Below are 24,137 nucleotides of genomic sequence, written 5' to 3'. Positions count from 1 at the left end.
GGTAGACGGAGCCGCCGATGACAAAGGGCTTACTTGTACTCGACCGGGAAACCGATCTGCGGCGGTGTGAGGTCCTTGCCGAACCAGGTCTTGAACGACTTGGCGTAAAAGTCGAACTCGACGCCGGTCATCGCTTCGTGCAGCGCCGTGTTGACGAAGTTCAGCCAATCCTGGTCGCCGCGCTTGACGCCGCAGGCGTAAGTCTGCGGGTTCCAGCCGTAGCCGGCATCCTTGTAGCGACCCGGGTTCTGGGTCATGTACCAGGCAAGCGACGACTGGTCGGTTGCCGCCGCATCGGCGCGGCCGGATTCGAGCGCCTGATAGATCAGGTCCACGGACTCATACTGGTCGACCGTCGCCTCGGGAAGGGCGGCATGGACCATGTCTTCCGCATAGACGTTCTGCAGCACCGATATGGTCACCGACGAGCCGGCCGCCTTCAGCGCCGCGTAGTCGGCATATTTGCCGTCGGCCTTCATCATGAGCCCGACGCCCTCGCGATAATAGGGAATGGTGAAGGCGATCTGCTGGGCGCGTTCGCCGGTGACCGTCATGAACTGGCAGGTGAGGTCGACCTTGTCGGTGGTGATGTTCGGAATGCGGGCGTCCGACGACTGGTTGACGTATTCGATCTTGTCCGGATCGCCGAACAGCGCCTTGGCAATGATGCGGCCCATGTCGACGTCGAAACCCTGCAATTTGTCCTCGGCGCTCTTGAAGTGCCACGGCGCATTGGTGCTGCCGGTACCGAGGATGAGGTGGCCGCGCGCCAGAACCTCATCGAGCTTGCTGGAAGGCTGCTGCGCTTGCGCGGGCATGGCGGCGAGCGCGGCGACTGCGAGGCTCGCAGCGATAGTGATTGTCTTGATCATCGGAGATCTCCCCTTTTTCGTTCCCGGCGGATTGTTGTCCGTTATATTGGACATGCGTCCTCAATACCGGATTGACCTATCAAATGCCTCGCGTCATAAATTGTCAAGCGGCATCGGCGAGATTCGCCGTCCGTGAATTCTCGTGGGAGGAGCCGAGCCCTATGAACCTGCCGATCGAAACGCCCGCCGTGCTCGTCGATCTCGACATTGCCCGCCGCAACGTCCGTGCCTTCCAGGCCTATGCGGATCGCCACGGCATCCGCGTGCGTCCGCACATCAAGACGCACAAGCTGCCGCAGATGGCCGAATTGCAGCTCGAAGCAGGCGCTGTCGGCATAACGTGCCAGAAAGTGTCCGAGGCGGAGGCCATGGTTGACGGCAGCGCGCGGATCAAGGACGTGCTGATCACCTACAACATCCTCGGAGAAGCAAAGCTCGCGCGCTTGGCGAGGTTGAACGAGCGGCTAACCCTCAGCGTCGTGGCGGACAACGCGGCTGTCGTCGACGGATTGTCGGACTATTTTTCTGGCGCGCAGAAGCCGCTCACCGTGCTCGTCGAGTGCAACACGGGCGCCGACCGCTGCGGGGTCGCGACCCCAGACGAGGCGGCTGCCCTCGCCCGGCGCATTGTCGAGGCAGCCGGATTGCGGTTCGGCGGTTTGATGACCTATCCGCCCGTCGGCGCCGCCGCACGGGTGCAGTCCTTCATGAGCGAGGCAAGGCGGCTGATCGAGGCGGATGGGTTGCAGGTGCCCACCGTCACATCCGGCGGTACGCCGAGCATGATGCAGGCGGCCGAGGCGCCGGTTGCGACCGAGTACCGTCCGGGCACCTATATCTACAACGATCGCTCCCTCGTCGCCCGCGGCGTCGCGACTTGGGACGACTGCGCGCTCACCGTGCTTGCGACGGTCGTTTCCGTCCCGGCGCCCAACCGGGCGATCATCGATGCCGGCAGCAAGATATTGACCTCCGATCTCCTCGGCTTGTCGGGCTATGGCCATGTGCTCGGCCGCGACGACATCCGCATCGACCAGCTTTCCGAAGAACATGGCCGGCTTGTCTCGGACGGGCCTATCGGTTTGAAGGTCGGCGAACAGCTTCGCGTCGTTCCGAACCACGCCTGTGTGGTGACCAACATGGTCGATGCCGTCCATGTCATCGAAGGAGGCGAGCCGAAGGCTGAGTGGAGTGTCGTTGCGCGCGGCCACGTCCTTTAACCGCTCCAAATCTCCTGAGGCTCGAGGCGCGCGTGACGTCGCCACGGCGGCGGTCGGCGAGCCGATCTCGTTCCACCGCAATCGCAAGATGCGGCAAATACAGTTATATTAGCGCGGCCCCAAGAATGGGCTATTCTCCCGCCGTCTCGATTGGAGGCTTGAGTCCCGCAGCGGGCAAGGAATTTCGGAAAATGCTTGAACAAGGATACGACATTTCCCGAATCCGCTCGCTGGCGTCATATGTTTGCGTTGAGATAGTCGATTAAATTGATAGTTTTATCTGGCAAAGGATGGAGGTCGACATGAGTTCGAAGAAACTTGCCGGAATAGTGAAACTAGCATTTTTGGTCGGAAGCCTGCAGCTCGGCTCGATCGGCCTTGCTGCCGCAGATACCACACTTCTGAACGTGTCCTATGATCCGACACGGGAACTCTACAAGGACTTCAACGCTGCCTTTGCGGAAAAATGGAAGGCCGACACAGGTGAAACCGTCACCATCCAGACCTCGCATGGCGGCTCGGGCAAGCAGGCCCGATCGGTAATCGACGGCCTCGAAGCCGATGTGGTGACGCTGGCGCTTGAAGCCGATATCGACGCGATCGCCAAGGCGACCGGCAAGATTCCGGCCGATTGGAAGGCCCGTCTCGAAAACAACAGCGCGCCCTATACCTCGACGATCGTCTTCCTGGTTCGCAAGGGCAACCCGAAGGGCGTCAAGGACTGGGGCGATCTCACCAAGGAAGGCATCCAGGTGATCACCCCGAACCCGAAGACCTCAGGCGGCGCCCGCTGGAACTTCCTCGCTGCCTGGGCCTGGGCGCGGGCTGCCAATGGCGGCGACGATGCCAAGGCACAGGAATATGTGACGCAACTCTTCAAGCACGTTCCGGTCCTCGATACCGGCGCGCGCGGCGCAACCACCACCTTCGTCCAGCGCGGCCTCGGCGACGTGCTCCTCGCCTGGGAAAACGAAGCCTATCTCTCGCTCGAGGAACTCGGCCCCGACAATTTCGAGATCGTCACGCCGTCGATTTCGATCAAGGCCGAACCGCCGGTGGCGCTTGTCGACGGCAATGTCGATGCCAAGGGTACCCGCAAGGCGGCCGAAGCCTATCTCGCCTATCTCTACAGCGATGCCGGCCAGAAGCTCGCCGCCAAGCACTACTACCGGCCGTTCAAGCCGGAGCTTGCCGATCCGAAGGACACGGCTCGCTTCGCCGATCTCAAACTGGTCACTATTGACGAATTCGGCGGTTGGAAGGAAGCTCAGCCGAAGTTCTTCGCCGATGGTGGGGTTTTCGACCAGATCTACAAGCCGGGACAATAACAACATATGGCCCTTCGCAGCAGCACGCGATGGCGGTTTCGGCAGCCGAGTGTCATTCCGGGTTTCGGATTGGCGCTCGGCGTCACACTGACATGGCTTACCCTCATCGTTCTCATTCCGCTCTCCGGCCTGATCTGGCGCTCAAGCGGCCTCGGCTGGTCCAATTTCATGGCCCTGGTTCTTGACGAGCGGACCGTCAACGCGTTGACGATCAGCTTCGGCACGGCCTTCATCGCCGCAGTCGTCAACCTGTTCTTCGGCGTCGTCCTCGCCTGGGTGCTGGTGCGTTATCGCTTCCCGGGAAAGCGGGTGATCGACGCCATGGTCGATCTGCCTTTCGCCTTGCCGACGGCGGTGGCCGGCATTGCCCTGACGGCGCTCTATGCGCCGAACGGCTGGATCGGTTCGCTCCTCGAACCGCTCGGCATCAAGATCGCCTTCACGCCGGCCGGCATCGTCATAGCGCTCGTCTTCGTCGGCCTCCCCTTCGTCGTGCGTACGGTTCAACCGGTCATGGAGGAAATCGACAAGGAAGTCGAAGAGGCGGCCGCAACGCTCGGCGCCAACCGCTACCAGACGATCAGCCGGGTCCTGCTGCCGGGCCTGCTTCCAGCCGGCCTGACCGGCTTTGCGCTGGCCTTTGCCCGCGGCGTCGGCGAGTACGGGTCGGTGATCTTCATCGCCGGCAATCTGCCCTATGTCTCGGAGATCGCACCGCTGCTGATCATCATCCGTCTGGAAGAGTTCAACTATCCGGCTGCGACCGCAATCGCCACCGTGATGCTGTTCCTCTCCTTCATCATGCTGCTCGTCATCAACTCGATCCAGGCCTGGAGCAGGCGGAGATACAGCAATGGCGCTTGACACCAGCTCGGCGCCGTCGGCGGCGCCATCCAAATTCGTGAAAGCGGCAACCTCGGAAACGCGGGTCGCGCGCCTGACGCTGATCGCCGTAGCGCTCGGTTTCGTTGCCCTCTTCCTGCTCTTGCCGCTCGCGACCGTCTTCATCGAAGCGTTTCGCAAGGGGCCGGCCGAGTTCGCGACGGCGCTTCGCGATCCCGAGACCTTCTCGGCCATCCGCCTGACGCTCATCGTCGCCGCAATTTCCGTTCCGCTGAACCTGGTTTTCGGTGTGGCGGCCGCCTGGGCCATCGCCAAGTTCGAGTTCAAGGGCAAGGCGTTCCTGACGACCCTGATAGACCTGCCCTTCTCCGTATCGCCGGTGATCTCCGGTCTCGTCTTCGTCCTGCTCTTCGGCGCGAACAGCGCCCTCGGCCCCTTCCTGCAGAAGCACGGCATCCAGATTCTCTTCGCCGTGCCGGGCCTTGTGCTCGCCACCGTCTTCGTGACCTTCCCCTTCGTCGCCCGCGAACTCATCCCGCTGATGCAGGAGCAGGGAACGAGCGACGAGGAAGCGGCGCTGTCGCTCGGGGCGACCGGCTGGCAGACCTTCTGGCATGTGACGCTGCCGAACATCAAATGGGGCCTGCTCTACGGCGTGCTGCTCTGCAACGCCCGGGCGATGGGCGAGTTCGGTGCCGTGTCGGTGGTTTCCGGTCACATTCGTGGCCAAACGAACACGATGCCCCTGCAGGTCGAAATCCTCTATAATGAGTACAATTTCGTCGCCGCATTCGCGGTGGCGGCAGTCCTTGCGCTTCTGGCGCTGGTGACGCTCGTCCTGAAGACGGCGCTTGAACTTCGTTACAGCGACGAGATCGCTGCCAGCCGTAGGCATTGAAAGGTCCATACATCCATGGAAGTCCGCGTCCAGAACATACGCAAGGAATTCGGCCGCTTTCCGGCGCTCGACGACGTCTCGCTCGACATCCGGTCCGGCGAGTTGATCGCGCTGCTCGGCCCCTCCGGCTCGGGCAAGACGACACTGCTCAGGCTGATCGCCGGGCTCGAAAGCCCGACCGACGGAATGATCTTCTTCGGCGCCGAGGACGCCTCGAGAAAGAGCGTGCAGCAGCGAAATATCGGCTTCGTCTTCCAGCACTATGCGCTCTTTCGGCACATGACCGTGCTCGACAACGTTTCCTTCGGGCTGAAGGTACGACCATCCAGCCGCCGGCCGCCGGCCGCCGAAATCCGCCGCCGGGCTCTCGATCTCCTCGAACTGGTGCAGCTTTCCGGCCTCGAAAAGCGCTACCCGGCACAGCTTTCCGGCGGCCAGCGCCAGCGCGTGGCGCTGGCGCGTGCCATGGCAGTGGAACCGAACGTGCTGCTGCTCGACGAACCCTTCGGCGCGCTCGACGCGCAGGTGCGCAAGGAACTGCGCAAGTGGCTGAGGGAAATCCACGACCGCACCGGCCACACGACGGTCTTCGTCACCCACGACCAGGAGGAGGCCCTAGAGCTCGCCGACCGAGTCGTGGTGATGAGCAAGGGGGCGATCGAGCAGGTCGGCACGCCCGACGACATCTACGACCACCCGGTCTCACCCTTCGTCTATGGCTTCATCGGCCAGTCGAATTGCATCAACGTCACGCTTTCAAGCGGCGAAATCTGGTTCGAGGACCGGCCGATCGGCCTGCGCGCCGCCAACGAGCCGGACGGGGCGGCAACCCTCTATTTCCGCCCGCACGACATTGAGCTCATCGACGGTTGCGGCGGCTGTCTCGCCGGCCTCGTGACGGCGAGCCGGCGGGTCGCCGGCACCCGTCACCTCGAGATCGACCTCGGCAGGAACCATCCGCCGGTCGAGATCGAGCTGCCGCCGGAACGCGCTTCCTCGACCGACCACACCCGTGTCGCTTTCCGCCCGACCAAATGGAAGCTTTTCCGCAAGGAAGGCGACATTGCAGCCGCCCCGCAACCCGTGGAAGAACCAGCGAGCCAACTGGCGCGCACCGGCACCTGACCGGCATCGTCGGCGTGCTGTTCTATCAAAGCGACAGTCCTGGCCGGGATCGAAGGCCGATGCCGTTCTCCCGGCTGTTCACCCCCTTTGCGCTTGGAGCCGCCGTATGACCGTCATCGAAGAGCTCGTCCGGACCCTCGGCGACGCGGTGCTGACCGGCGACCGCATCAGCGACCGCTATCGCACCGATGCGAGTCTCGCCGGCCGCAGCCTGCCGAAAGCCGTCGTTCGCCCGGCAAGCGTCGCCGAAGTCGCAACCGCCCTGAAAATCTGCAACGAGCACCGCCAGAGCGTGGTGCCGCAGGGCGGCATGACCGGTCTTGCCGGCGGCGCCAATCCTGAAGCCGATGACATCGTCATCTCCCTGGAGCGGATGACCGGCATCGAGGAGATCGACAGCGCCGCCGCGACCATGACGGTGCTTGCCGGAACGCCGCTCGAAGTGACGCAGCGGGCTGCCGAGGAGGCGGGTTTCCTGCTGCCAATCGACCTCGGCGCACGCGGCTCCTGCCAGATCGGCGGCAATCTCGCCACCAATGCCGGCGGCATCCGGGTCATCCGCCACGGTGTGACGCGCGACAACGTGTTGGGCCTCGAGGCGGTGCTTGCCGACGGAACCGTACTCTCATCGCTGAACAAGATGGTGAAGAACAATACTGGCTACGACCTGCGGCAAGTCTTCATCGGCTCCGAGGGCACGCTCGGCGTCATCACCCGCGCCGTTCTGCGGCTCCGTCCGCTGCCGGCGGGTCGTCTGACCGCCCTTTGCGCCCTCGAAAGCTATGCCGATGTCGCCGCCTTGCTCAAGCGGGCGCAGCAGCAGCTCTCGGGCCTGTCGGCCTTCGAGACGATGTGGCAAAGCTATTTTGGTTTCAACTGCGCCGAGGAAGGACTTCGCTTCTTTGAGACGAAGCCCGCCTTCGCCGTCATCATCGAACAGGATACGCACGGTCGCGACGGCGAGCGCGAGGGCTTCGAAGCCTTTCTCGGCCAGATGCTCGAAGACGGATTGATCGGCGACGCGCTGATCGCCCAGTCGGAAAAGGAAGCCCAGGCCTTTTGGCGGGTGCGCGAAGGTCACGGGCTCGATCGTCTGCCATCCCTCGTCAATCTCGACGTCAGCCTGCCGATCGGCGCGATCGGCAATTTCGCCGAAGAGTGCGGCACTGCCCTTCGCGCGGCGTTTCCCGCGGCGCATGTCTCCTTCTTCGGCCATGTCGCCGACAGCAACCTGCACATCGCCTTTTCCGTGCCGGGCGCGAGTGAGGAGACGCTGCATGAGGTCGACGGGATCGTCTACGCCCTGGTCAGCCGCTGCCGCGGCTCGATCTCGGCGGAGCACGGCATCGGCACCTTGAAGCGCGACTTTCTCGACCGGTCGCGCAGCCCGGCGGAGATCAAGGTCATGCGGCGCATCAAGGCCGCGCTCGACCCGAACGGTATTTTGAACCCCGGCAAGGTGCTTGGCCGATATTCTCGCACTGATTTATAGCCACGACGCTGGCGATTTCGGCAGCCGGCCTTCCGGGTCGATGACGTCGAGCCGCGGCCGTCCCCGGCCGTTCCAGCGCCAGAGTGCAACGCAGGTGCCGCCGGGCGACATGAAGGACGGATAGATCACGCCATGATACCCGCGCTTCAAAAGACCGGCCTGAGCCTTGTGCGTCGATGGCACCAGACCCCTGTCGAGTTCGTCGCGCCACTCACAGCGATGAATCGTCTTGTCTAGTTCGAGCTCGGCAAGGACATCGCCATCGGTGAGATCCGCCAGTTTCGCGTCGCGAAGCTCCAACTGCACGATCAGCGCCGGATGCTGAACGAAGCCTTGGTTATATTCCGCCCAGGCGGTGGAAAGTTCACGGGCCGCATAGATCGTCGGCGTGCCGACCGAGTTCCACCGGCCGCCGAAGCGGCCGGCACCTTCGCCTGAAAGCGGCATATGGGCCCAGCGCGGCACGAAGGCACGCCAGAGCGTCATCGGCTCGGCCGGCCTCCTCACGTCGAGGTCGGGGTGGGAGGCGGACGGACCGCTTGCACCTTTCCTCATTCGCTAGGCGTAGACGCCGGCGCGGATCGCCTCGAGATACGCGAGAACCTTGTCGGCCTTGTCCTCGCCGACCAGGTCATAGGCGGTCTTGCCGGCCCAGCCGGGGATCGGCTGATGCTTGAACCAGATGACGGCACGCGCCTCGTCGCCGGCCATCTCGGAGGCCATCGCAAGGATACGAACGACCTTGCTCAGGGCGCTGTCGACCTTGCGCGCGCCGGACTTTGCCGTCAGCGTGTTGCGCGCGACGCCAATCAGCTTGGAAAGTTCGGCCAGCGTGATGCCGAGCCGATCGGCGACCAAGCGCGCCGACAGGAACGGCGAGTGATCGTCTCCGAAGCGCGCCGCCGGAATCTGGAAATCGACAGCCATCTTGACAAAACTCGATCTTATTTTGATCAGTATAGTATCAAAATAGGATCAGTTCTCGCTCAATTCAAGCACATTTCGAGCCAGGAGAGGCTAGCGCCGCCAGGAGGGTTCGCGGCGCTCGAAAAAGGCGGCGAGCCCTTCCCGCGCTTCCTCCGTCTCCCAGGTGTCAGCGAGCTGCTCGATCGTCGCAGCGATGACGGCATCGGTAATCGGGCTTCCAAGCGATCGGGCAAGCCGCTTGGCGCGGCCCGCAGCACCCGGCGCCGCCGCCAGATAGGATGCGGCCTCCGCTTCGACGGCGGCGTCGAGCGTGGCGGCGGTGACTATCATCGAGACGAGTCCGGCGGTTTTCGCCTCTTCGGCCCCGAAAATCCGCGCCGACATGAACAAGGGCCGCGCCCTCACCTCGCCGATCCGGGCGATGACGTAGGGGCTGATCGTCGCCGGGATGAGCCCGAGGCGCGTTTCGGTCAGTCCGAATTTCGCGCCCTGCTCGGCGATGACGGCGTCGCACACGCTGACGAGACCGACGCCGCCGCCGAAGGCATTGCCATGGACGCGCGCGATAAGCGGTTTCGGCATCTCGTTCAGCGCCCTGAACATCATCGCCAGCCGCGTCGCCTCAGCGATCCGCGTTTGCCTGTCGGCGGTAAACTGCTGCCGCATCCACTCCAGGTCGCCGCCTGCGCAGAAGCTCTTTCCGTCTCCCTCGACAATGACCGCCCGCACGGTCGCGTCGGCTCCAAGCCGGCTGGCGACGTCGGTGAGTTCTCCGATCATCAGGGCGGAGAGTGCATTGTGCTTTTCCGGGCGCGCGAGCGTCAGCCGGACGATGCCGCGTCCATCACCCGCGTAGCGGATCGTCCGATAGATCATGCCGCACTCCTCAAGGATCGCGCAAAGACGGCGGCACGTTCGAGCTTTCCGGCATCGATCCCCGTCGAAAAGCCTCGCTTCTCAAGGAAAACGTTGACTGCGACCGTATCGACATTGCCGGCCGCGCCCGGCGCATAAGGGCAACCGCCGAGGCCACCGGTCGATGCATCGAACACCCTGAGACCGCGCTCCAGCGAAACTGCGATGTTCTCGAGGGCACGACCCGACGTGTCGTGGAAGTGACCGGCGAGCTTCGATGCGGCAATCTCGCCGAGTACCGCATTGAGCATGGCGTCGACGGCTTCCGGGCGACCCCGCCCGATCGTGTCGCCCAGGCTGATTTCGTAACAGCCGAGCTCGGATAGCTGCCGCGCCACGCCGGCCACATCCCTGGGCGCGATCGCCCCCTCATAAGGGCATTCCACGACGCAGCTCACATAGCCGCGCAGCGGTATGCGGTGATGGCGGCTCGCCTCCGCCACCGGCCGGAACCGCTCGATGCTTTCGGCGATCGAACAATTGATGTTCTTCTGCGAGAAGCTCTCGGAAGCGGAGGCGAAGATCGCCACCTCGTCGGCGCCGCAGGCAAGTGCGGCCTCGAAACCGCGCATATTCGGCGTCAGCGCCGCGTAGCGCGTGCCCTGGCGTCTCGCGATCCCGGCCATCACCGCCGGCGCATCGGCCATCTGCGGCACCCAGCGCGGGCTGACGAAGCTCGTCACCTCGATCCGCTCGTAGCCGCAGTCGGAAAGAAGGTCGACAAGCCTGATCTTGTCGCCGGTATCGACAAGCCGCGCCTCGTTCTGGAGGCCGTCCCGCGGCGCCATCTCGACGATCGTCACCCGTTCGCCTTGCCCCGACGTCATTCGGCCGCCTCCTCGTCAAGCTTGACGAGCACAGTGCCTTCGCTGACCTGGGCCCCCTCGGCCACATGCACACTCGCAACCTTGCCTTCCCGCGTCGCCGAAAGCGTCAGCTCCATCTTCATCGCCTCCATGACGACGAGCGGCTGGCCCTTCGCGACCGCCTCGCCGGCGCCGACGCGCACCAGCTTGATGAGACCCGGCATCGGCGCGATGAGTTCGTCATCGGCAACTTCGCTGCTGTGCCCCCCCGACAGTGAGTCCGGCAGGTGGAAGACGAGGTTGCGGCCGCCAAGAAACAGCGTCAACGTCTCGCCGTCGCGTGCGAAACGGAGCACCCGCTTCTGCCCGGCGACCTCGAGCCGCGCGCCGTCCGCGAACCGCTCGAGCACCAGCACCGGCAGCGTGCTCGATCCGGCATGCACGGCGAACTGATCGCGACCGCGCGCTTTCAGGGTCGCTGTCGACCGGCTTCCCTCATGCTCGACCGTGATCGTCCGTTGCCCGTCGCCCCAGATCTGCCAATAGCCGAGCGATGACCACGGGTCGCCGGTCACGGCGGGCTCAAGCACGCCGGTCGCAACGATTGCCGCCAGCGCCAGCGCCTCGTCGTCCGGTGCCATCGGCGCCGTCAGCCGCTCGATTTCCCGGTCGATCAGCCCCGTATCCGGCCTGCCCGAACGGAAATCGTGTTCTTCCGTCAGGCGGACGAGGAAGTCGAGATTGGTGATCGTTCCGCCGATCCGGCATTCCTTGAGCGCCGCCTGCAATTGGCCAAGGGCTGCCGACCGGTTGGAGCCATGCACGATCAGCTTGGCGATCAACGGATCGTAATAGGGCGTGACCATGTCGCCCTGCCGCACGCCGGAATCGATCCGCACAGCGCCGTCGGGAAAGTACAAGTGCTTCAACCGGCCGATTGCCGGCAGGAATCCCTTGGCGGGATCCTCGGCATAAATCCGGGCTTCGAAGGACCAGCCATCGATGGCGATATCCGACTGCTTCTTCGGCAGGGGCTCGCCGGCGGCGACGCGCAATTGCCATTCGACCAGATCGAAGCCGGTGATCGCTTCGGTCACCGGGTGCTCGACCTGCAGCCGCGTGTTCATTTCCATGAAGAAGAACTGATCCGGCCAGAGTCCGTTCGTGACGTCGGCGATGAACTCGACCGTCCCGGCGCCGGCATAGCCGATCGCCCGCGCCGCCCTGACGGCCGCATCGCCCATGGCGCGGCGCACCTCGGCGGTCATGCCCGGCGCCGGCGCCTCCTCGATGACCTTCTGGTGGCGGCGCTGCAGCGAACAGTCGCGCTCGAAAAGATGAACGATGTTGCCGTGCCGATCGCCGAAGACCTGGACCTCGATGTGGCGCGGCCTGGTCAGATATCTTTCGATCAGCACAGAGCCGTCGCCGAAGGCCGCCTCGGCTTCCCGCCGGGCCGCTTCAAGCGCTGGAGCGAAGTCCTCCGGCCGCTCGACGCGCCGCATCCCCTTTCCGCCACCGCCGGCGCGGGCCTTGATCAGCACCGGATAGCCGATCTCGGCCGCCTGCGCCGCAAGGAACCCTGCCTCCTGTTCTTCGCCGTGATAGCCGGGCACGACCGGGACGCCGGAGCGCTCCATCAACGCCTTCGCCGCATCCTTCAAGCCCATGGCGCGGATCGCGTTTGGCGAGGGTCCGACGAACACCATGTTTGCGGCCTCGACAGCGGCTGCGAAGTCGGCATTCTCCGAGAGAAAGCCGTAGCCGGGATGAATGGCGTCCGCCCCGACAGCTCGCGCCGCCCAGAGAATACGCTCGGCCGACAGATAGCTATCGGAGGCCGTCGCCGACCCGATCCTGACCGCCTCGTCGGCAAGCGCCACATGGAGCGCATCGTCGTCGACATCGGAATAGACCGCCACGGTGCGGATGCCGAGCCGGCGGGCGGTGCGTATGACGCGGCAGGCGATTTCACCGCGGTTGGCTATCAGGAGCTTCGAAAACATGCGTCTCTCTTCTGCTTACTGCGCCGCCACCACTTCGACTTCGAGTAGCCAGGCAGAATCGAAAATACCGGCAATCACCACCGTCATCGCCGGAGCCAGCGCCCCCAGATAGTCGTTGCGGATCTCGCGGTTCGCGACGAGATGATGCCTGTCGGCGAGATAGGTCGTTACCTTGACGATGTCGGCCTTGGACATGGCCGCCGCTCTCAACTGCGCATCGACGTTCAGCCAGACCTGACGGGCCTGCGCCTCGAAACCCTCCGGCACGACGTCGTTCGAGTTCATCGGAACCTGACCGCTGACGAACAGCAGGCGCCGGAAGTTCTCGATGCTGACGGCCTGCGAATAGCCGCCGCGCGGCTGCGGCGCGCTCATGGCATTGATATTGTCGCGTTTCATCCCCAGCCTCTCCCCCTACATCCTGAACAACCCGAAGCGCGTGTCCTCGACCGGCGCGTTCAGCGCTGCCGACAGCGACAATGCCAGCACCTCCCGGCTCTTGCGCGGATCGACGACGCCATCGTCCCACAGCCGCGCCGCCGCATAGAGCGGGTGGCTCTGACGCTCGAAGAGATCGAGAACCGGTTGGCGGAAGCGCGCCTCCTCCTCTTCGTTCCACGGCGTTCCGGCGCGCCTCAGCGCCTCGCCGCGGACCGTCGAAAGCACGCCCGCCGCCTGTTCGCCGCCCATCACCGAGATGCGGCTGTTCGGCCAGGTCCAGAGGAAGCGCGGCGAGAACGCCCGTCCGCACATGCCGTAATTGCCGGCCCCGAAAGAGCCGCCGACCAGCATGGTGATTTTCGGCACCTTGACGGTGGCGACCGCCGTCACCAGCTTGGCGCCGTGCTTGGCGATGCCTTCGGTCTCGTATTTGCGCCCGACCATGAAGCCGGTGATGTTCTGCAGGAAGACGAGCGGGATCCTGCGCTGGGCGCAGAGCTCGACGAAATGGGCGCCCTTCAGCGCCGACTCCGAGAAGAGCACGCCGTTGTTGGCGACGATTCCGACCGGGATGCCATGGACATGGGCGAAGCCGCAGACGAGCGTCGTGCCGAAGCGCGCCTTGAACTCGTCGAACCGCGAGCCGTCAACGATCCGGGCGATCACCTCGCGAATTTCAAACGGCGTCTTCAGGTCGCCGGACACGATGCCGGCGATCTCGTCAGGATCGTAGAGCGGCGGTTCCGACTCACGCAGTTCCAGGGTTCGCGGCTTCTCGCGGTTCAGCGCGGCGACGGCGCGGCGGGCGAGCGCCAACGCATGGGCGTCGTCGCGCGCCAGGTGATCGGCGACGCCGGAGAGGCGCGTATGCACGTCGGCGCCGCCGAGGTCCTCGGCCGACACCACCTCTCCGGTCGCCGCCCTGACCAGCGGCGGGCCGGCCAGAAAGATCGTCCCCTGGCCCTCGACGATGATCGTTTCGTCGGACATGGCCGGCACATAGGCGCCGCCGGCGGTGCAGGAGCCCATGACCACGGCGATCTGCGGGATCCCGGCGGCCGACATGTTGGCCTGGTTGTAGAAGATCCGGCCGAAGTGATCGCGATCCGGAAAGACCTCGTCCTGGTTGGGCAGGTTCGCGCCGCCGGAGTCGACCAGATAGACGCAGGGAAGCCGGTTTTCGGCGGCGATCTCCTGGGCCCTCAGATGCTTCTTCACCGTGATCGGGTAGTAGGTGCCCCCCTTCACGGTCGGGTCGTTGCAGACGACCATGCATTCGCGGCCGGAAATCCGGCCAATACCGGCAATCAGCCCGGCGCCGGGAGCGTCGCCATTATACATCCCATGCGCCGCCGTCGCGGCAATCTCGAGAAATGGCGTGCCCGGATCGACGAGGCCGGCAACCCGGTCGCGCGGCAGGAGCTTGCCCCGGCTGACATGGCGCTCGCGCGCGGTTTCTCCGCCGCCGCCTGCCGCCAGCCGCACCGCTTCCTCTATCGTCGAGATCGCTTCCGCCATGGCGGCACGGTTTGCCTTGAACACATCCGAGGATGGCGAGATGTGCGATCGCAATATTGTCATTGTCCCCCAGCCCTGCCCTTCCTCGTTCCAGCGATGCGCCTCGCTCTTTGCTATTTGGTCTCGGCAAACAATTCCCGGCCGATCAGCATGCGGCGGATCTCGCTCGTGCCGGCGCCGATCTCGTAGAGCTTGGCGTCACGCAGCAGGCGGCCGGCCGGATAGTCGTTGGTGTAGCCGTTGCCGCCGAGCGCCTGGATCGCCTCGAGCGCCATCATCGTTGCCTTCTCGGCCGCATAGAGAATGCAGCCGGCAGCATCCTTGCGTGCCGTTTCGCCGCGATCGCAGGCGGCCGCCACCGCATAGACATAGGCGCGCGCCGTATTCATCGTCACGTACATGTCGGCAAGCTTCCCCTGCATCAACTGGAATTCGCCGATCGGCTGCCCGAACTGCTTACGTTCATGGAGATAGGGGACGACGACATCGAGGCAAGCCGCCATGATGCCGAGCGGGCCGGCCGAAAGCACCACCCGCTCGTAGTCGAGGCCCGACATCAGCACCCTGACGCCCTCACCGACTTTGCCCAGCACGTTCTCTTGCGGAACCTTGCAGTCCGTGAAGATGAGCTCGCACGTGTTCGAGCCGCGCATCCCGAGCTTGTCGAGCTTCTGGCCGGTCGAGAAGCCGGGGAAGGTTTTCTCGACGAGAAAGGCCGTGATGCCGCGCGGCCCGGCGGCCGGATCGGTCTTGGCGTAGACGACCAGCACGTCGGCATCGGGACCGTTGGTTATCCACATCTTGTTGCCGTTCAGGACGTAGCGGTCGCCGCGCTTGTCGGCCTTGAGCTTCATCGAGACGACGTCCGAACCGGCGCCCGGCTCCGACATGGCGAGCGCTCCGACATGCTCCCCCGAAATCAGCTTCGGCAGGTATTTCGCCTTCTGCGCGGCGTTGCCGTTGCGGTTGATCTGGTTGACGCACAGGTTGGAATGGGCGCCGTAGCTCAGGCCGACCGAGGCCGAGGCGCGGCTGATCTCCTCCATGGCGACGCAATGGGCGAGATAGCCGAGACCGGCGCCGCCATAGGTCTCATCGGCGGTGATGCCGAGCAGGCCGAGTTCGCCCATCTCCCGCCAGAGCGGCGCCGGAAAGGCATTGCTGCGATCCGTTTCGTCCGCCAGCGGAGCAATGCGCTCGGAAGCGAAGCGGCGCACGCTGTCGCGCAATGCATCGATCTCCTCGCCAAGGGCGAAGTTCAATCCACCTTCAAACATTCCACTCCTCCCGACGCCCCGCCGACGATCTCCTCACCGTCAGCAAGCCGTTCCGGCCCATGTTACCGCTACGCGGTCCTCTCGCGAACGATAACATCGCTGTGCGCTAATTTCCTTCCAAAGAGCCGGGAGGCCAAGCACGATTTGCAAAGGAAGGAGGTACTTGAGCGGCGCAACGATGTTTTGATCGGCGAAAGCCGTAGGCGCTCGGAGGTGTCGTAGCCGGTCGTCGGCGCGGCCGATTGCCTCATTGGGACAAAGATACGCAGCTATTCCGGGGGGTTGCCTCGAATTTCTCGCATTCAATATTCCATATAGGGCATCATGCCCAAGCGCACCGACAAAGCAGGCATCGCCTTCCTCGTGCTTATTTGCATCCTCATCGCTCTGGTGGTCAGCATTCTCGCGCTGAACCCCGGCGCTCAGCCGCCACCCAGTCCGCCGACGCTGGTTCCGTGAGGCAAAGACGGCGTTGCAAATCAGGTCTTGACTGGGTCGAGCGTCCCCCAAAAACTCACGCCGAGCCCCGCGGCCGGGCGATATCGTTCACACCCTCCGCATCGGGTGCCTGGCCGTAGCTCATCCGCCGCATCTGGGCGATGACGCGCGCCATCTCGTCGTCGGGCAGGACCGGCGGTTCGCCGAGGGTCAGGGCCTGGACATAGATCCGCGACAGCGTCTCGACCTCGATCGCCAGCCAGAGCGCCGATTCGAGCGTCTTGCCGAGCGAGATCTGGCCGTGCTGGCCAAGCAGGCAGGCCGTGCGGTCCTTGAGCGCGGCGAGCGCGTTGTCGGAGAGCGCCTGCGTGCCGAAGGTGGCGTAGCCGGCGCAGCGGATCGTCGTGCCGCCGGCGATGCCGGTCATGTAGTGGAAGCTTGGAATGGTTTTGTGGTGGCAGGCAAGCGTCGTCGCATAGATCGAGTGGCAATGGAGCACGACGTCGATATCGGTGCGAGCCCGCAGGATATCCCGATGGAAACGCCACTCGGACGACGGCCGATGCCCGACAAAGGTGCCGTCGAAATCCATCTCGACCAGGTCTTCCGGCTGCATCGTGTCATAGGGCATGGACGAGGGGGTGATCAAGAACCCGTCGCCGGCGCGGACGGAAAGGTTGCCGGCCGTCCCCTGGTTGATGCCGCTCGAATTCATCCGCCGGCAGATGTCCACCATCTCACGCCTGAGCGCCAGCTTGTCGGTCGTTGCGGTTTCAGCCATGGAAGCTTCCTTTCGTATGTTCGAATTCGTCTCGCTTGCCCGGCTTCGCGCGGGCAAGGCGGCGCCAATCGGCGGCATAGCGTGCAAGCTCGGGTTCGATTTCCTCGAGATGGGTCGGCACGCCGAGGATAAGCGGCGCCGGATTCCGGCGCGTCCCCTGGCCCGCAAGCAGCGCCGCACCGGCCGCGACACCATAGGCGTCGAGGTTGAAATGCACCTGCCGGTCGGGAAGCAGCGCGGCCACCAACTGAGCGTAGAGGGGATCGCGCAGGAAGCTGCCGTCGAGCACGACGAAGCGGTCGCTTCCGAGCGCTTCGAGGCATTCGACGGTTAGGAGTGCGCAATAGAGAAGAGCCAAAGCCTTGCGCTCCATCGGCGTGTCGGCCGATGGTCCAATGATGCGCCCCCTGCCCGCACTTCCGGGGAAAAGCCCGTCATTGTCGCCGAAGGAGGGGATGGCGAAGGTTCGTTCTTCCAGAAGGCGCGCCAGGATTTCCAACGGCACGTCCTCTGCTGGAGGATTCCTTCCGGCAATACGGGAAAACTCCCGTCCGCCCATCGTCAGGATGCCGCCGAGCGGGTCGCCGAAGACGTCGCTGTTCAAGGTCATGCCGCGGTGCTCGTCGAGCCGCTCGAGCGGGGTTGAGCCGGAGAAGCCGACGATCCAGGTTCCCGTCGAGATCACCGTGAAATCCCTGAGCCCAGCGGCATGGTAGCGATAGTGATTGAGGCTGCTGTCATGGCCGCCCGTCAAAACAGGCAGGCCATTCGGCAGATCGAAACGACGGACGAGTTCCGGCCGCACTGGAGCGAGCGCCTGCCAAGCCCTGGCGAAGGGCGGCATCAGCCGCTCCCAACCGCGGGCACTGACGATCGGCGCCCAGCGGCGCTCCGCGACGTTCCAGAGATGCGACTGCGCACCAAGGAAGCTCGTTTCCGAGGCCGCGACCCCGGTAAGCCGCCACGCCCAATATTGCGGCACGCCGAGATACCAGCGCGCCTTAGCGAAGGCCTGCGGCTCGTGCTGCTCCATCCAGTAAAGCTGCCGGGCCTGGTGCGTCGCGCAATGCATCGTCGCGCTGCCGCGATCGAGAAAGGAGCCGGCGAGCGGCGCATAAGTCTCTCCGATGTCGGCCGGCAAAGACTGTTCATAGTCGATCATCGGGAGGGCGGCGCCATCCCCGGCATCCGGGTCGGCGCCGGTCAGCACGCCGCCGGAACCATGTCCGGCTGTCACGAAGGCGCCGAAGGCATGGCGGCGCGAGAGGGTCGCCAGCGTCTCGAACACCCACTCGCTCAAGGCCCGGAGATCGTGATGGCGCCAGGGCGGTCCCGGTCGAACGGGGTTTGCAACGCTGAGCGTCTCGACGATCGTGCCGTCCGCCGCGGCGGCGCTGAGCTTGACATTGGTCTTGCCGACGTCGAGGACGGCGACCATCGTCGCTCTGCTTCCTCGCTCGCTCACCGCTGCCTCCACCTCCAGTTCCCTCGATTCAGATCAGCCCGTATTGCCTGGCCTTGTTGCGCAGGAAGGGCAGGCCGTTGCCCATCACTTCCTCCTCGTCCTTGGCGACCGGGCGCCAGACGGCCAGGCCGTAGGCCACTTCCGGCGGCATGTTGATAAAACTCTCCATGGCGAGCCCGCCGGTGAAGCCAATCGCCGCGAGGGTCGAAAAGATTTCGTCCCAGCCGCACGTGCCGTAACCCGGCGTGCCGCGGTCGCTCTCCGACAGATGGATGTATTTCAGGTGCTCGCGGGCATCGAGAATGCCTTTGCCGACGCCTTTCTCCTCGATGTTCATGTGGTAGGTATCGAGATGCACGAAGATGTTGTCGGCGCCGACCCGCTCGATCATTTTCACCGCCTGCCAGCCGGTGTTGATCAGGTGGTTCTCATAGCGGTTGACGGGTTCGACACCGAGTTCGATGCCGCGCGACTTGGCGTGCTTGGCGGCCGCCGTCAGCACGCGGGCGATATTGTCGTACTCCTCCAAGCTCGGCGGCACGCCGGTGCGCTCGCCGATGCCGCCATAGATGACACCGGAAAGCGCCTCGCCGCCGAGGTCGGCGGTCTTGTCGATCGCCACCTTCAGGTGCTCGATCGCCGCATCCGGGCGCACCGAGGCCCAGGCTCGCTCCGGCAGGCCGAGCGAGCAGAGCGCGCGCAGCCGGTTTTTCTCGAGCAGCGCACGGGTATGTTCCGTATCGACGGCCGGCGGATTGAGCATCGGGATCTCGATGAAATCGACCTTGTACTTGACGGCCGCCGCAACGGCGCGTTCGGCACCCGGCCGATCCCAGTTCATAGTCCACATGCTCGTATGAACGCCAAAGCCCTGCATGGTCATGATCCTCTTCTGATGATTGAGATCCTGATTTTCGAAGCGACCCAGCGAAGGATCATCACGCCGACGAGCAGGATGCCCCAAACGGCGGTCGCCAGATGCTGGTTGGCTCCGATGAGGTTGAGCCCGGACGAGAGAAGCTGCAGCACGACCAGCGCCACGAAGACCGGGATGACCCGACCGAAGCCGCCGAACGGATTGACGCCGCCGAGGAAGCAGGCAAGCACGGTGATCAGCAGGTAGGACTCGCCGTGGCCGATGCGCACCGAATTGAACCGTGCCAGCATGATGATGCCGGCAATGGCGCACATCACGCCGGAAAGCGTGTAGACGAGCACGATCGCCTTGCGCGTATTGATGCCGGAATAGCGGGTCGCCTCGAGGTTCGAGCCGATCATATAGGTGTTGAAGCCGAGCTTGGTGCGGCCGAGCAGCACGTGCCAGCCGACGACGCAGACGATGAAGACGATCAGCGGCACGGGGATGCCGGCGATCGAGCCATGGCCGATCGGCCCCATGAAGGCGGGGAAGCCGGAGATATCGCCGCCGCGCGTCAGGAACTCGCCGAGCCCGCGCAGGAATATCATCATCGACAGCGACACAAGGATCGGATGGGCGCGGGTGAAGGCGATCACCAGCCCCATCACCACGCCGCTTGCCGCGCCGACCAGGAGTGCCAGCAGGCAGCCGGCGATGAAGATGCCGACACCGGCGTCGACGCCGCCATTTTCCCTGAGCACCCAGGCGACCGTCAGCCCGGCGATGTTGGCGGTAAACGTGATCGCCAGATTAAGGCCGCCGGTGAGGATCGGCAGGAGCATTGCGAGCGTCAACAGGCCCAATTCCGGAAGCTGGAAGGCGACGGAGCCGAAGGTCGCAGCACTGAGGAACTGCGGCGAGGCGATGCCGAAGACGAGAACGACTGCAACGAAGGCGAGGCCGGGGCCGGCCATTTCAGGTCCCAGGGCGGTTTTGACACGTTCCAGGATCGTGGTCATCGTCCCGCCCCCTTCTCTCCGACGAAAGCCAGCAGGCGCTCGATCCGGGTGTTGGAAATCGTGATGGCGATGAGGATGATGGCGCCGACGATCATCTTGAAGGCGAAGGGCGAAACACCCATCAGATTGAGGCCGTTCTGGGTGATCGAGATCAACAGCACGCCGAGGACGCAGCCGAGCACCGAGCCCTTGCCGCCACCGAGGCGGGCGCCGCCGAGCACGACCGCCGCCAGCACGTCGAGTTCGCGGCCGTAAAGCGCGTTCGGCACCACCTCCTGGGCGTAGTGCGCCTGGATAAGCCCGCCGATTCCGGCCATCAGGCCGAGCCAGCCGAAGGCAATGAACTGCATGGCACCGATATTGATGCCGAAGCGGCGCGCCCCTTCCGGATTGTCGCCGAAGGCGTAAAGCTGGCGGCCGATCGTGGTACGGGTGATCAGCAGCCAGGTGGCGACGACGCAGACGGCCATGACCAGAACCGGCAGCGTGATCTCGATCCAGGTGCCGTCCGGCATTTCGCGCTCGAACAGGATGACGCGATCGGTCAGCCAATCGGGCAGGTCGTAGATCGATACGCCCCTGGTGAAAAACATCAGCAGCCCGAAATAGATGTTGAAGGTCGAGATCGTCGCGACGATCGAGATGATCCGGAAGCGGTGGATCAGAAAGGCGTTGACGCAGCCGAGCAGGACGCCCAGCGAACCGGCGATCAGCAGTCCGGAGATCCAGCCGCCTCCGCCGATCCAACCGAGCACGATCGCGGCGCAATACTGGACGACGGAAGCCGCGACGGCGAATGAGATATCGATGCCGCCGGCGATCAGCACCACCAGCAGGCCGACGGCGAAGATGATGTTGACGGCGCTGATGTTCAGGAGGTCGAAGGCGTTGCCGAGCGAGAAGAAGTTCGCCGTTGCGAAGGAAAGCACGGTGCTGATGACGACGATCACCGCCAGCAGCGAGAACTCGGTCGCATGAGTGCGGATCAGGCTACGCATAGACGGCCGCCTCGATGTCTTCGAGCCGCGCCTGCCGCGGGTCATAGCTGCCGACAATGCGTCCCTGCGCCATGTGCAGGACCCGGTCGGCGTTGAAATAGACCTCCGGCACCTCGTCGGAGATGAGGATGATCGCCAAGCCGCTCTCGGCGAGTTTCGCGACGATGTCGAAGATCCCGGCGCGGGCGCCGACATCGACGCCGACGGTCGGGCAGTCGAGTATCAGGAGCTTCGGATCGGTGGCGAGCCATTTGGCGATCGCCACCCGCTGCTGGTTGCCGCCGGACAGTGTCGATATCGCATCGGCCTGGCGGCCGATCCTGACGCCGAGATCGGCGATCCAGCGGGACACGAGGCTGTGCTTGCGATCCTCCGAAAGCAGCCCCCCGGAAAGGATCTTGCGGAGCGAGGCGATCACCAGATTGTCGGCGATTGCCTGCGGCTGGATGAGCCCGAGCGACAGCCGGTCCTCCGACAGATAGGCGACTCCGGCCTTGATCGCGTCGCGATTCGAGGCGAAGCGGACCTCCTTGCCCTCGATGCTGATCGCCCCCGCGGCAGGCTTCAGCATGCCGAACAGAGCAAGCGCCAGTTCGGTTCGCCCGGCGCCGAGCAGGCCGGTGATACCGACCGTTTCGCCGCGGCGGACTGTCAGCGAAATATCCTCGAACTGGCCCGGCCGGCTCAGGTCGCGGACCTCGAGCACGACCGGCTGATCGTCCCTCGGACGGGCGCGAACATGCTGGTCGAAAGTCTTGCCGGTCATCAGTTCGGTGATGCGCGACTGCGTCATGCCGGCGGCCGGATAAACCCCGACCAGTGCGCCATCGCGCAGCACCGTGATGCGGCTCGAAATCTCCAGCACCTCGGCCAACCGGTGGCTGACGAACACGACGGCGACGCCGGAGGCTGAAAGATTGCGGACGATCTCGAGAAGATGATCGGTCTCCGACTGGGTCAGCGATGCGGTCGGCTCGTCCATGAAAACGAGCTTCGCCTCGCCGATGAGGGCCCGGGCGATCGCCACGATCTGGCGCTGGGCGATCGCATATTCCTTGAGCGGCAGGTCGACGTCGAGCGTGACGCCGAGGCGGGCGAGCGCGTCGATGGCGATCCGCCGCATGCGATTGTAGTCGACGAGGCGCGGCCGACGACCGAGGACCTCGTGGAAGGCGATGTTCTCGGCTACGCTCATTTCCGGGAAAAGCGCCAGATCCTGCCAGATCACCTGGATGCCGCGGTCCTGGGCAGTGACCGGCGACATGTGCGAATAGGTCTCGCCGTCATATTCGATGACCGCACCGTCGGCCGGACGATAAACGCCGGTGATCACCTTGATCAGCGTGCTCTTGCCGCAGCCGTTCTCGCCTGCCAGACAATGCACCTCGCCGGGACGCACCTCGAAGCTCACATTCTTCAGCGCCTTGACGCCACCGAATGTCATGTTGATGTCGCGAAGGGACAAAAGCGGTTTTTCACCGACCGTCGCGCTCGTTGCCTGATGCATGAACCCTGCGCCTGTCGAACTTCGTTTCATGGGACTTGCCAGGCCGGCCGGAGCCGGCCCAGCAGCCGGGAGAACCCTTCGGCATGTCTCCTCAAATCGACCTGATTTAAGGACAAAGGCATGCGGCAATTCAAAGTGCTACGGCGACCTTTGCGCGTCTCACAAGACGGCGCGGCGCTGTAGGGCGGGATGCACGGCGCGGCATCCCGCCTGTGCGGACTAAAGACCCATCGCGGCCAGATCGGCCACCGTGTCCTTGTTGATCGGCACGAGCTGGTCGACGATGATGTTGCGGTTCTGGAAGTCCGGATGGATCACGCCGAGACCCTCGATCTCCTCGCCGTCCTTGACCTCCTCGCCCTTGAGGAGCTTATCGGCCATCGTCACGAAGACTTCGCCGGCCTGCTTCGGATTCCACATGAAGCCGCCGGAGATCGCGTCGGATTTCACGAGCTTCTGGCCCTGTCCCGGCGAGAAGGGTCCGAGAACGAAGATCTCGCCCACCTTGCGGCGCTCTTCGATGGCGCGGCCGGCGCCGATCGGGCCCTGGCTGCCGAAGGCCAGGAAGCCTTTCAGGTTCGGATGGGCGGAGATCAGGTCGAGGGCGGTCGAGCGGCTCTTGTCGACGTCCTCGGCAACACCGTAACGTTCGCCGACCAAGGTCATTTCCGGATAGTTCTTCTTGATGTAGGCGATCGCCGCATCGGCCCAGGCATTGTGCAGCGGCACGGTCAGCGAACCGACGAAGACGGCATATTCGCCCTTGCCGCCCATCTTCTCGGCCAGCAACTTGCCGTGCGCCTCGCCGAAACCCTGGGATGACGCAAGCTCGAAGTCCCAGTCGGCGCCCTTCTGGCTCGGCGATTCATGGGTGATGACGATGATGCCCTTTTCCTTGGCCTTGGTCAGCACCGGCTCCAGCACCTTGGCGTCGTTCGGCACCACGCCGATGACCTTCACGCCCTGTGCGATCAGATCCTCGATGGCGCGGACCTGCAATGCCGGGTCGGCGCTCGTCGGGCCGACCATGAAGGCGTCCAGGCCGAGCTTCTGGCCGCGCTCCTTGATGCCGACTTCCATGGCGTTGAACCACGGAATGCCGCCGATCTTGACGACCACGCCGACCTTCGGCGCATCCTGCGCCGCGACGGAAAAGGCACCGGCGAGCGAAAGCGAAGCCGCCAGAGCGGCAGCAAGAAATGTCTTGATCATGTCTCTCCTCCACAGGTTCCCGCAACGGGAACTCTCCCGGGCGCTGGCGCGCCGGCCTCCAGTTTCAATCCTCCATGACGAGAAGCGCGTTTCCCGCCGCTGACCGCCGCCTCCTCAGACGGCCCAAAGAGCTGCACAATCGATATTTCTTATTTGCACAATCGATGGTGCAAAGACTATCCTGCAGACT

Annotated in this window: 23 protein-coding genes; 7 read left to right on the top strand and 16 right to left on the bottom strand. The window is 64.3% G+C overall.

The window, feature by feature from the left end; genetic code table 11:
• Positions 1-29 precede the first annotated feature (29 nt).
• Complete coding sequence (locus tag NGR_RS05595) at positions 30-872, bottom strand: transporter substrate-binding domain-containing protein (protein WP_164923903.1); 843 nt, start codon at positions 870-872, stop codon at positions 30-32.
• Between the two features lie 161 nt (positions 873-1,033).
• Here NGR_RS05595 and NGR_RS05590 point away from each other — a divergent pair, with 161 nt between their 5' ends.
• The 6 genes from NGR_RS05590 to NGR_RS05565 all read left to right on the top strand — a co-directional run bounded on the left by NGR_RS05590 (position 1,034) and on the right by NGR_RS05565 (position 7,778).
• Entirely contained in the window at positions 1,034-2,092 is a 1,059-nt protein-coding gene (locus NGR_RS05590) for a D-TA family PLP-dependent enzyme (protein WP_015887271.1), read from the top strand.
• A 302-nt stretch (positions 2,093-2,394) separates the two neighbouring features.
• Positions 2,395-3,420, top strand: a complete 1,026-nt coding sequence (locus NGR_RS05585; RefSeq protein WP_015887270.1) for a sulfate ABC transporter substrate-binding protein — start codon at positions 2,395-2,397, stop codon at positions 3,418-3,420.
• Positions 3,421-3,426: 6 nt separating this feature from the next.
• Positions 3,427-4,284 (top strand): sulfate ABC transporter permease subunit CysT, encoded by an 858-nt coding sequence (gene cysT, locus NGR_RS05580; protein WP_015887269.1) that lies wholly within the window; start codon positions 3,427-3,429, stop codon positions 4,282-4,284.
• The gene (gene cysW / locus NGR_RS05575) at positions 4,274-5,161 is read left to right on the top strand and encodes a sulfate ABC transporter permease subunit CysW (RefSeq protein WP_015887268.1); all 888 of its coding nucleotides are present in this window, start codon (positions 4,274-4,276) and stop codon (positions 5,159-5,161) included. The genes cysT and cysW overlap by 11 nt, the downstream gene beginning before the upstream one ends.
• Positions 5,162-5,176: 15 nt before the next feature.
• A complete protein-coding gene (locus tag NGR_RS05570; RefSeq protein WP_015887267.1) occupies positions 5,177-6,286 on the top strand; it encodes a sulfate/molybdate ABC transporter ATP-binding protein in 1,110 nt (369 codons plus the stop codon).
• Between the two features lie 106 nt (positions 6,287-6,392).
• Complete coding sequence (locus NGR_RS05565; RefSeq protein WP_015887266.1) at positions 6,393-7,778, top strand: FAD-binding oxidoreductase; 1,386 nt, start codon at positions 6,393-6,395, stop codon at positions 7,776-7,778.
• Here the strand turns inward: NGR_RS05565 and NGR_RS05560 are convergent.
• The 8 genes from NGR_RS05560 to NGR_RS05525 all read right to left on the bottom strand — a co-directional run bounded on the left by NGR_RS05560 (position 7,773) and on the right by NGR_RS05525 (position 15,668).
• Positions 7,773-8,264 carry an RES family NAD+ phosphorylase gene (locus NGR_RS05560; protein WP_015887265.1) on the bottom strand — a complete coding sequence of 164 codons (492 nt, stop codon included), beginning with the start codon at positions 8,262-8,264 and terminating at the stop codon, positions 7,773-7,775. The genes NGR_RS05565 and NGR_RS05560 overlap by 6 nt on opposite strands.
• 72 nt (positions 8,265-8,336) lie before the next feature.
• Positions 8,337-8,705: an MbcA/ParS/Xre antitoxin family protein gene (locus tag NGR_RS05555; RefSeq protein WP_015887264.1), complete on the bottom strand. Its 369-nt coding sequence runs from the start codon at positions 8,703-8,705 to the stop codon at positions 8,337-8,339.
• Positions 8,706-8,795: 90 nt separating this feature from the next.
• Positions 8,796-9,581, bottom strand: a complete 786-nt coding sequence (locus NGR_RS05550; RefSeq protein WP_015887263.1) for a crotonase/enoyl-CoA hydratase family protein — start codon at positions 9,579-9,581, stop codon at positions 8,796-8,798.
• The gene (locus tag NGR_RS05545; RefSeq protein WP_015887262.1) at positions 9,578-10,447 is read right to left on the bottom strand and encodes a hydroxymethylglutaryl-CoA lyase; all 870 of its coding nucleotides are present in this window, start codon (positions 10,445-10,447) and stop codon (positions 9,578-9,580) included. The genes NGR_RS05550 and NGR_RS05545 overlap by 4 nt, the downstream gene beginning before the upstream one ends.
• Positions 10,444-12,432, bottom strand: a complete 1,989-nt coding sequence (locus tag NGR_RS05540; RefSeq protein ID WP_015887261.1) for an acetyl/propionyl/methylcrotonyl-CoA carboxylase subunit alpha — start codon at positions 12,430-12,432, stop codon at positions 10,444-10,446. The genes NGR_RS05545 and NGR_RS05540 overlap by 4 nt, the downstream gene beginning before the upstream one ends.
• Before the next feature lie 15 nt (positions 12,433-12,447).
• Positions 12,448-12,831, bottom strand: coding sequence for a RidA family protein (locus tag NGR_RS05535; RefSeq protein WP_015887260.1), 384 nt, complete (start codon positions 12,829-12,831; stop codon positions 12,448-12,450).
• Between the two features lie 15 nt (positions 12,832-12,846).
• The gene (locus NGR_RS05530; protein ID WP_015887259.1) at positions 12,847-14,454 is read right to left on the bottom strand and encodes a carboxyl transferase domain-containing protein; all 1,608 of its coding nucleotides are present in this window, start codon (positions 14,452-14,454) and stop codon (positions 12,847-12,849) included.
• A gap of 50 nt (positions 14,455-14,504) precedes the next feature.
• The gene (locus NGR_RS05525) at positions 14,505-15,668 is read right to left on the bottom strand and encodes an isovaleryl-CoA dehydrogenase (protein WP_015887258.1); all 1,164 of its coding nucleotides are present in this window, start codon (positions 15,666-15,668) and stop codon (positions 14,505-14,507) included.
• Positions 15,669-15,992: 324 nt separating this feature from the next.
• On the opposite strand from NGR_RS05525, the gene NGR_RS33550 reads away from it, so the two are divergent.
• Positions 15,993-16,127, top strand: coding sequence for a hypothetical protein (locus NGR_RS33550; protein ID WP_282096849.1), 135 nt, complete (start codon positions 15,993-15,995; stop codon positions 16,125-16,127).
• A gap of 55 nt (positions 16,128-16,182) precedes the next feature.
• Here the strand turns inward: NGR_RS33550 and NGR_RS05520 are convergent, their stop codons facing one another.
• The 7 genes from NGR_RS05520 to NGR_RS05490 form a co-directional block, all read right to left on the bottom strand.
• The gene (locus tag NGR_RS05520) at positions 16,183-16,887 is read right to left on the bottom strand and encodes a class II aldolase/adducin family protein (protein ID WP_015887257.1); all 705 of its coding nucleotides are present in this window, start codon (positions 16,885-16,887) and stop codon (positions 16,183-16,185) included.
• The gene (locus NGR_RS05515; RefSeq protein ID WP_015887256.1) at positions 16,880-18,325 is read right to left on the bottom strand and encodes an FGGY family carbohydrate kinase; all 1,446 of its coding nucleotides are present in this window, start codon (positions 18,323-18,325) and stop codon (positions 16,880-16,882) included. The genes NGR_RS05520 and NGR_RS05515 overlap by 8 nt, the downstream gene beginning before the upstream one ends.
• A 55-nt stretch (positions 18,326-18,380) precedes the next feature.
• Positions 18,381-19,229 (bottom strand): sugar phosphate isomerase/epimerase family protein, encoded by an 849-nt coding sequence (locus NGR_RS05510; protein ID WP_015887255.1) that lies wholly within the window; start codon positions 19,227-19,229, stop codon positions 18,381-18,383.
• 2 nt (positions 19,230-19,231) lie between these two features.
• A complete protein-coding gene (locus tag NGR_RS05505; protein WP_015887254.1) occupies positions 19,232-20,230 on the bottom strand; it encodes an ABC transporter permease in 999 nt (332 codons plus the stop codon).
• A complete protein-coding gene (locus NGR_RS05500) occupies positions 20,227-21,228 on the bottom strand; it encodes an ABC transporter permease (protein ID WP_015887253.1) in 1,002 nt (333 codons plus the stop codon). The genes NGR_RS05505 and NGR_RS05500 overlap by 4 nt, the downstream gene beginning before the upstream one ends.
• Positions 21,221-22,735 (bottom strand): sugar ABC transporter ATP-binding protein, encoded by a 1,515-nt coding sequence (locus NGR_RS05495; RefSeq protein WP_164923900.1) that lies wholly within the window; start codon positions 22,733-22,735, stop codon positions 21,221-21,223. Before NGR_RS05495 ends, NGR_RS05500 begins: the two co-directional genes overlap by 8 nt.
• A gap of 219 nt (positions 22,736-22,954) precedes the next feature.
• A complete protein-coding gene (locus tag NGR_RS05490; RefSeq protein ID WP_015887251.1) occupies positions 22,955-23,947 on the bottom strand; it encodes an autoinducer 2 ABC transporter substrate-binding protein in 993 nt (330 codons plus the stop codon).
• Positions 23,948-24,137: the final 190 nt, after the last annotated feature.

It is taken from the genome of Sinorhizobium fredii NGR234 (assembly GCF_000018545.1).
Lineage (GTDB): Bacteria > Pseudomonadota > Alphaproteobacteria > Rhizobiales > Rhizobiaceae > Sinorhizobium > Sinorhizobium fredii_A.
The sequence above is the reverse complement of the archived record's forward strand: the minus strand, read 5'-3'. Positions and strand labels throughout refer to the sequence as shown.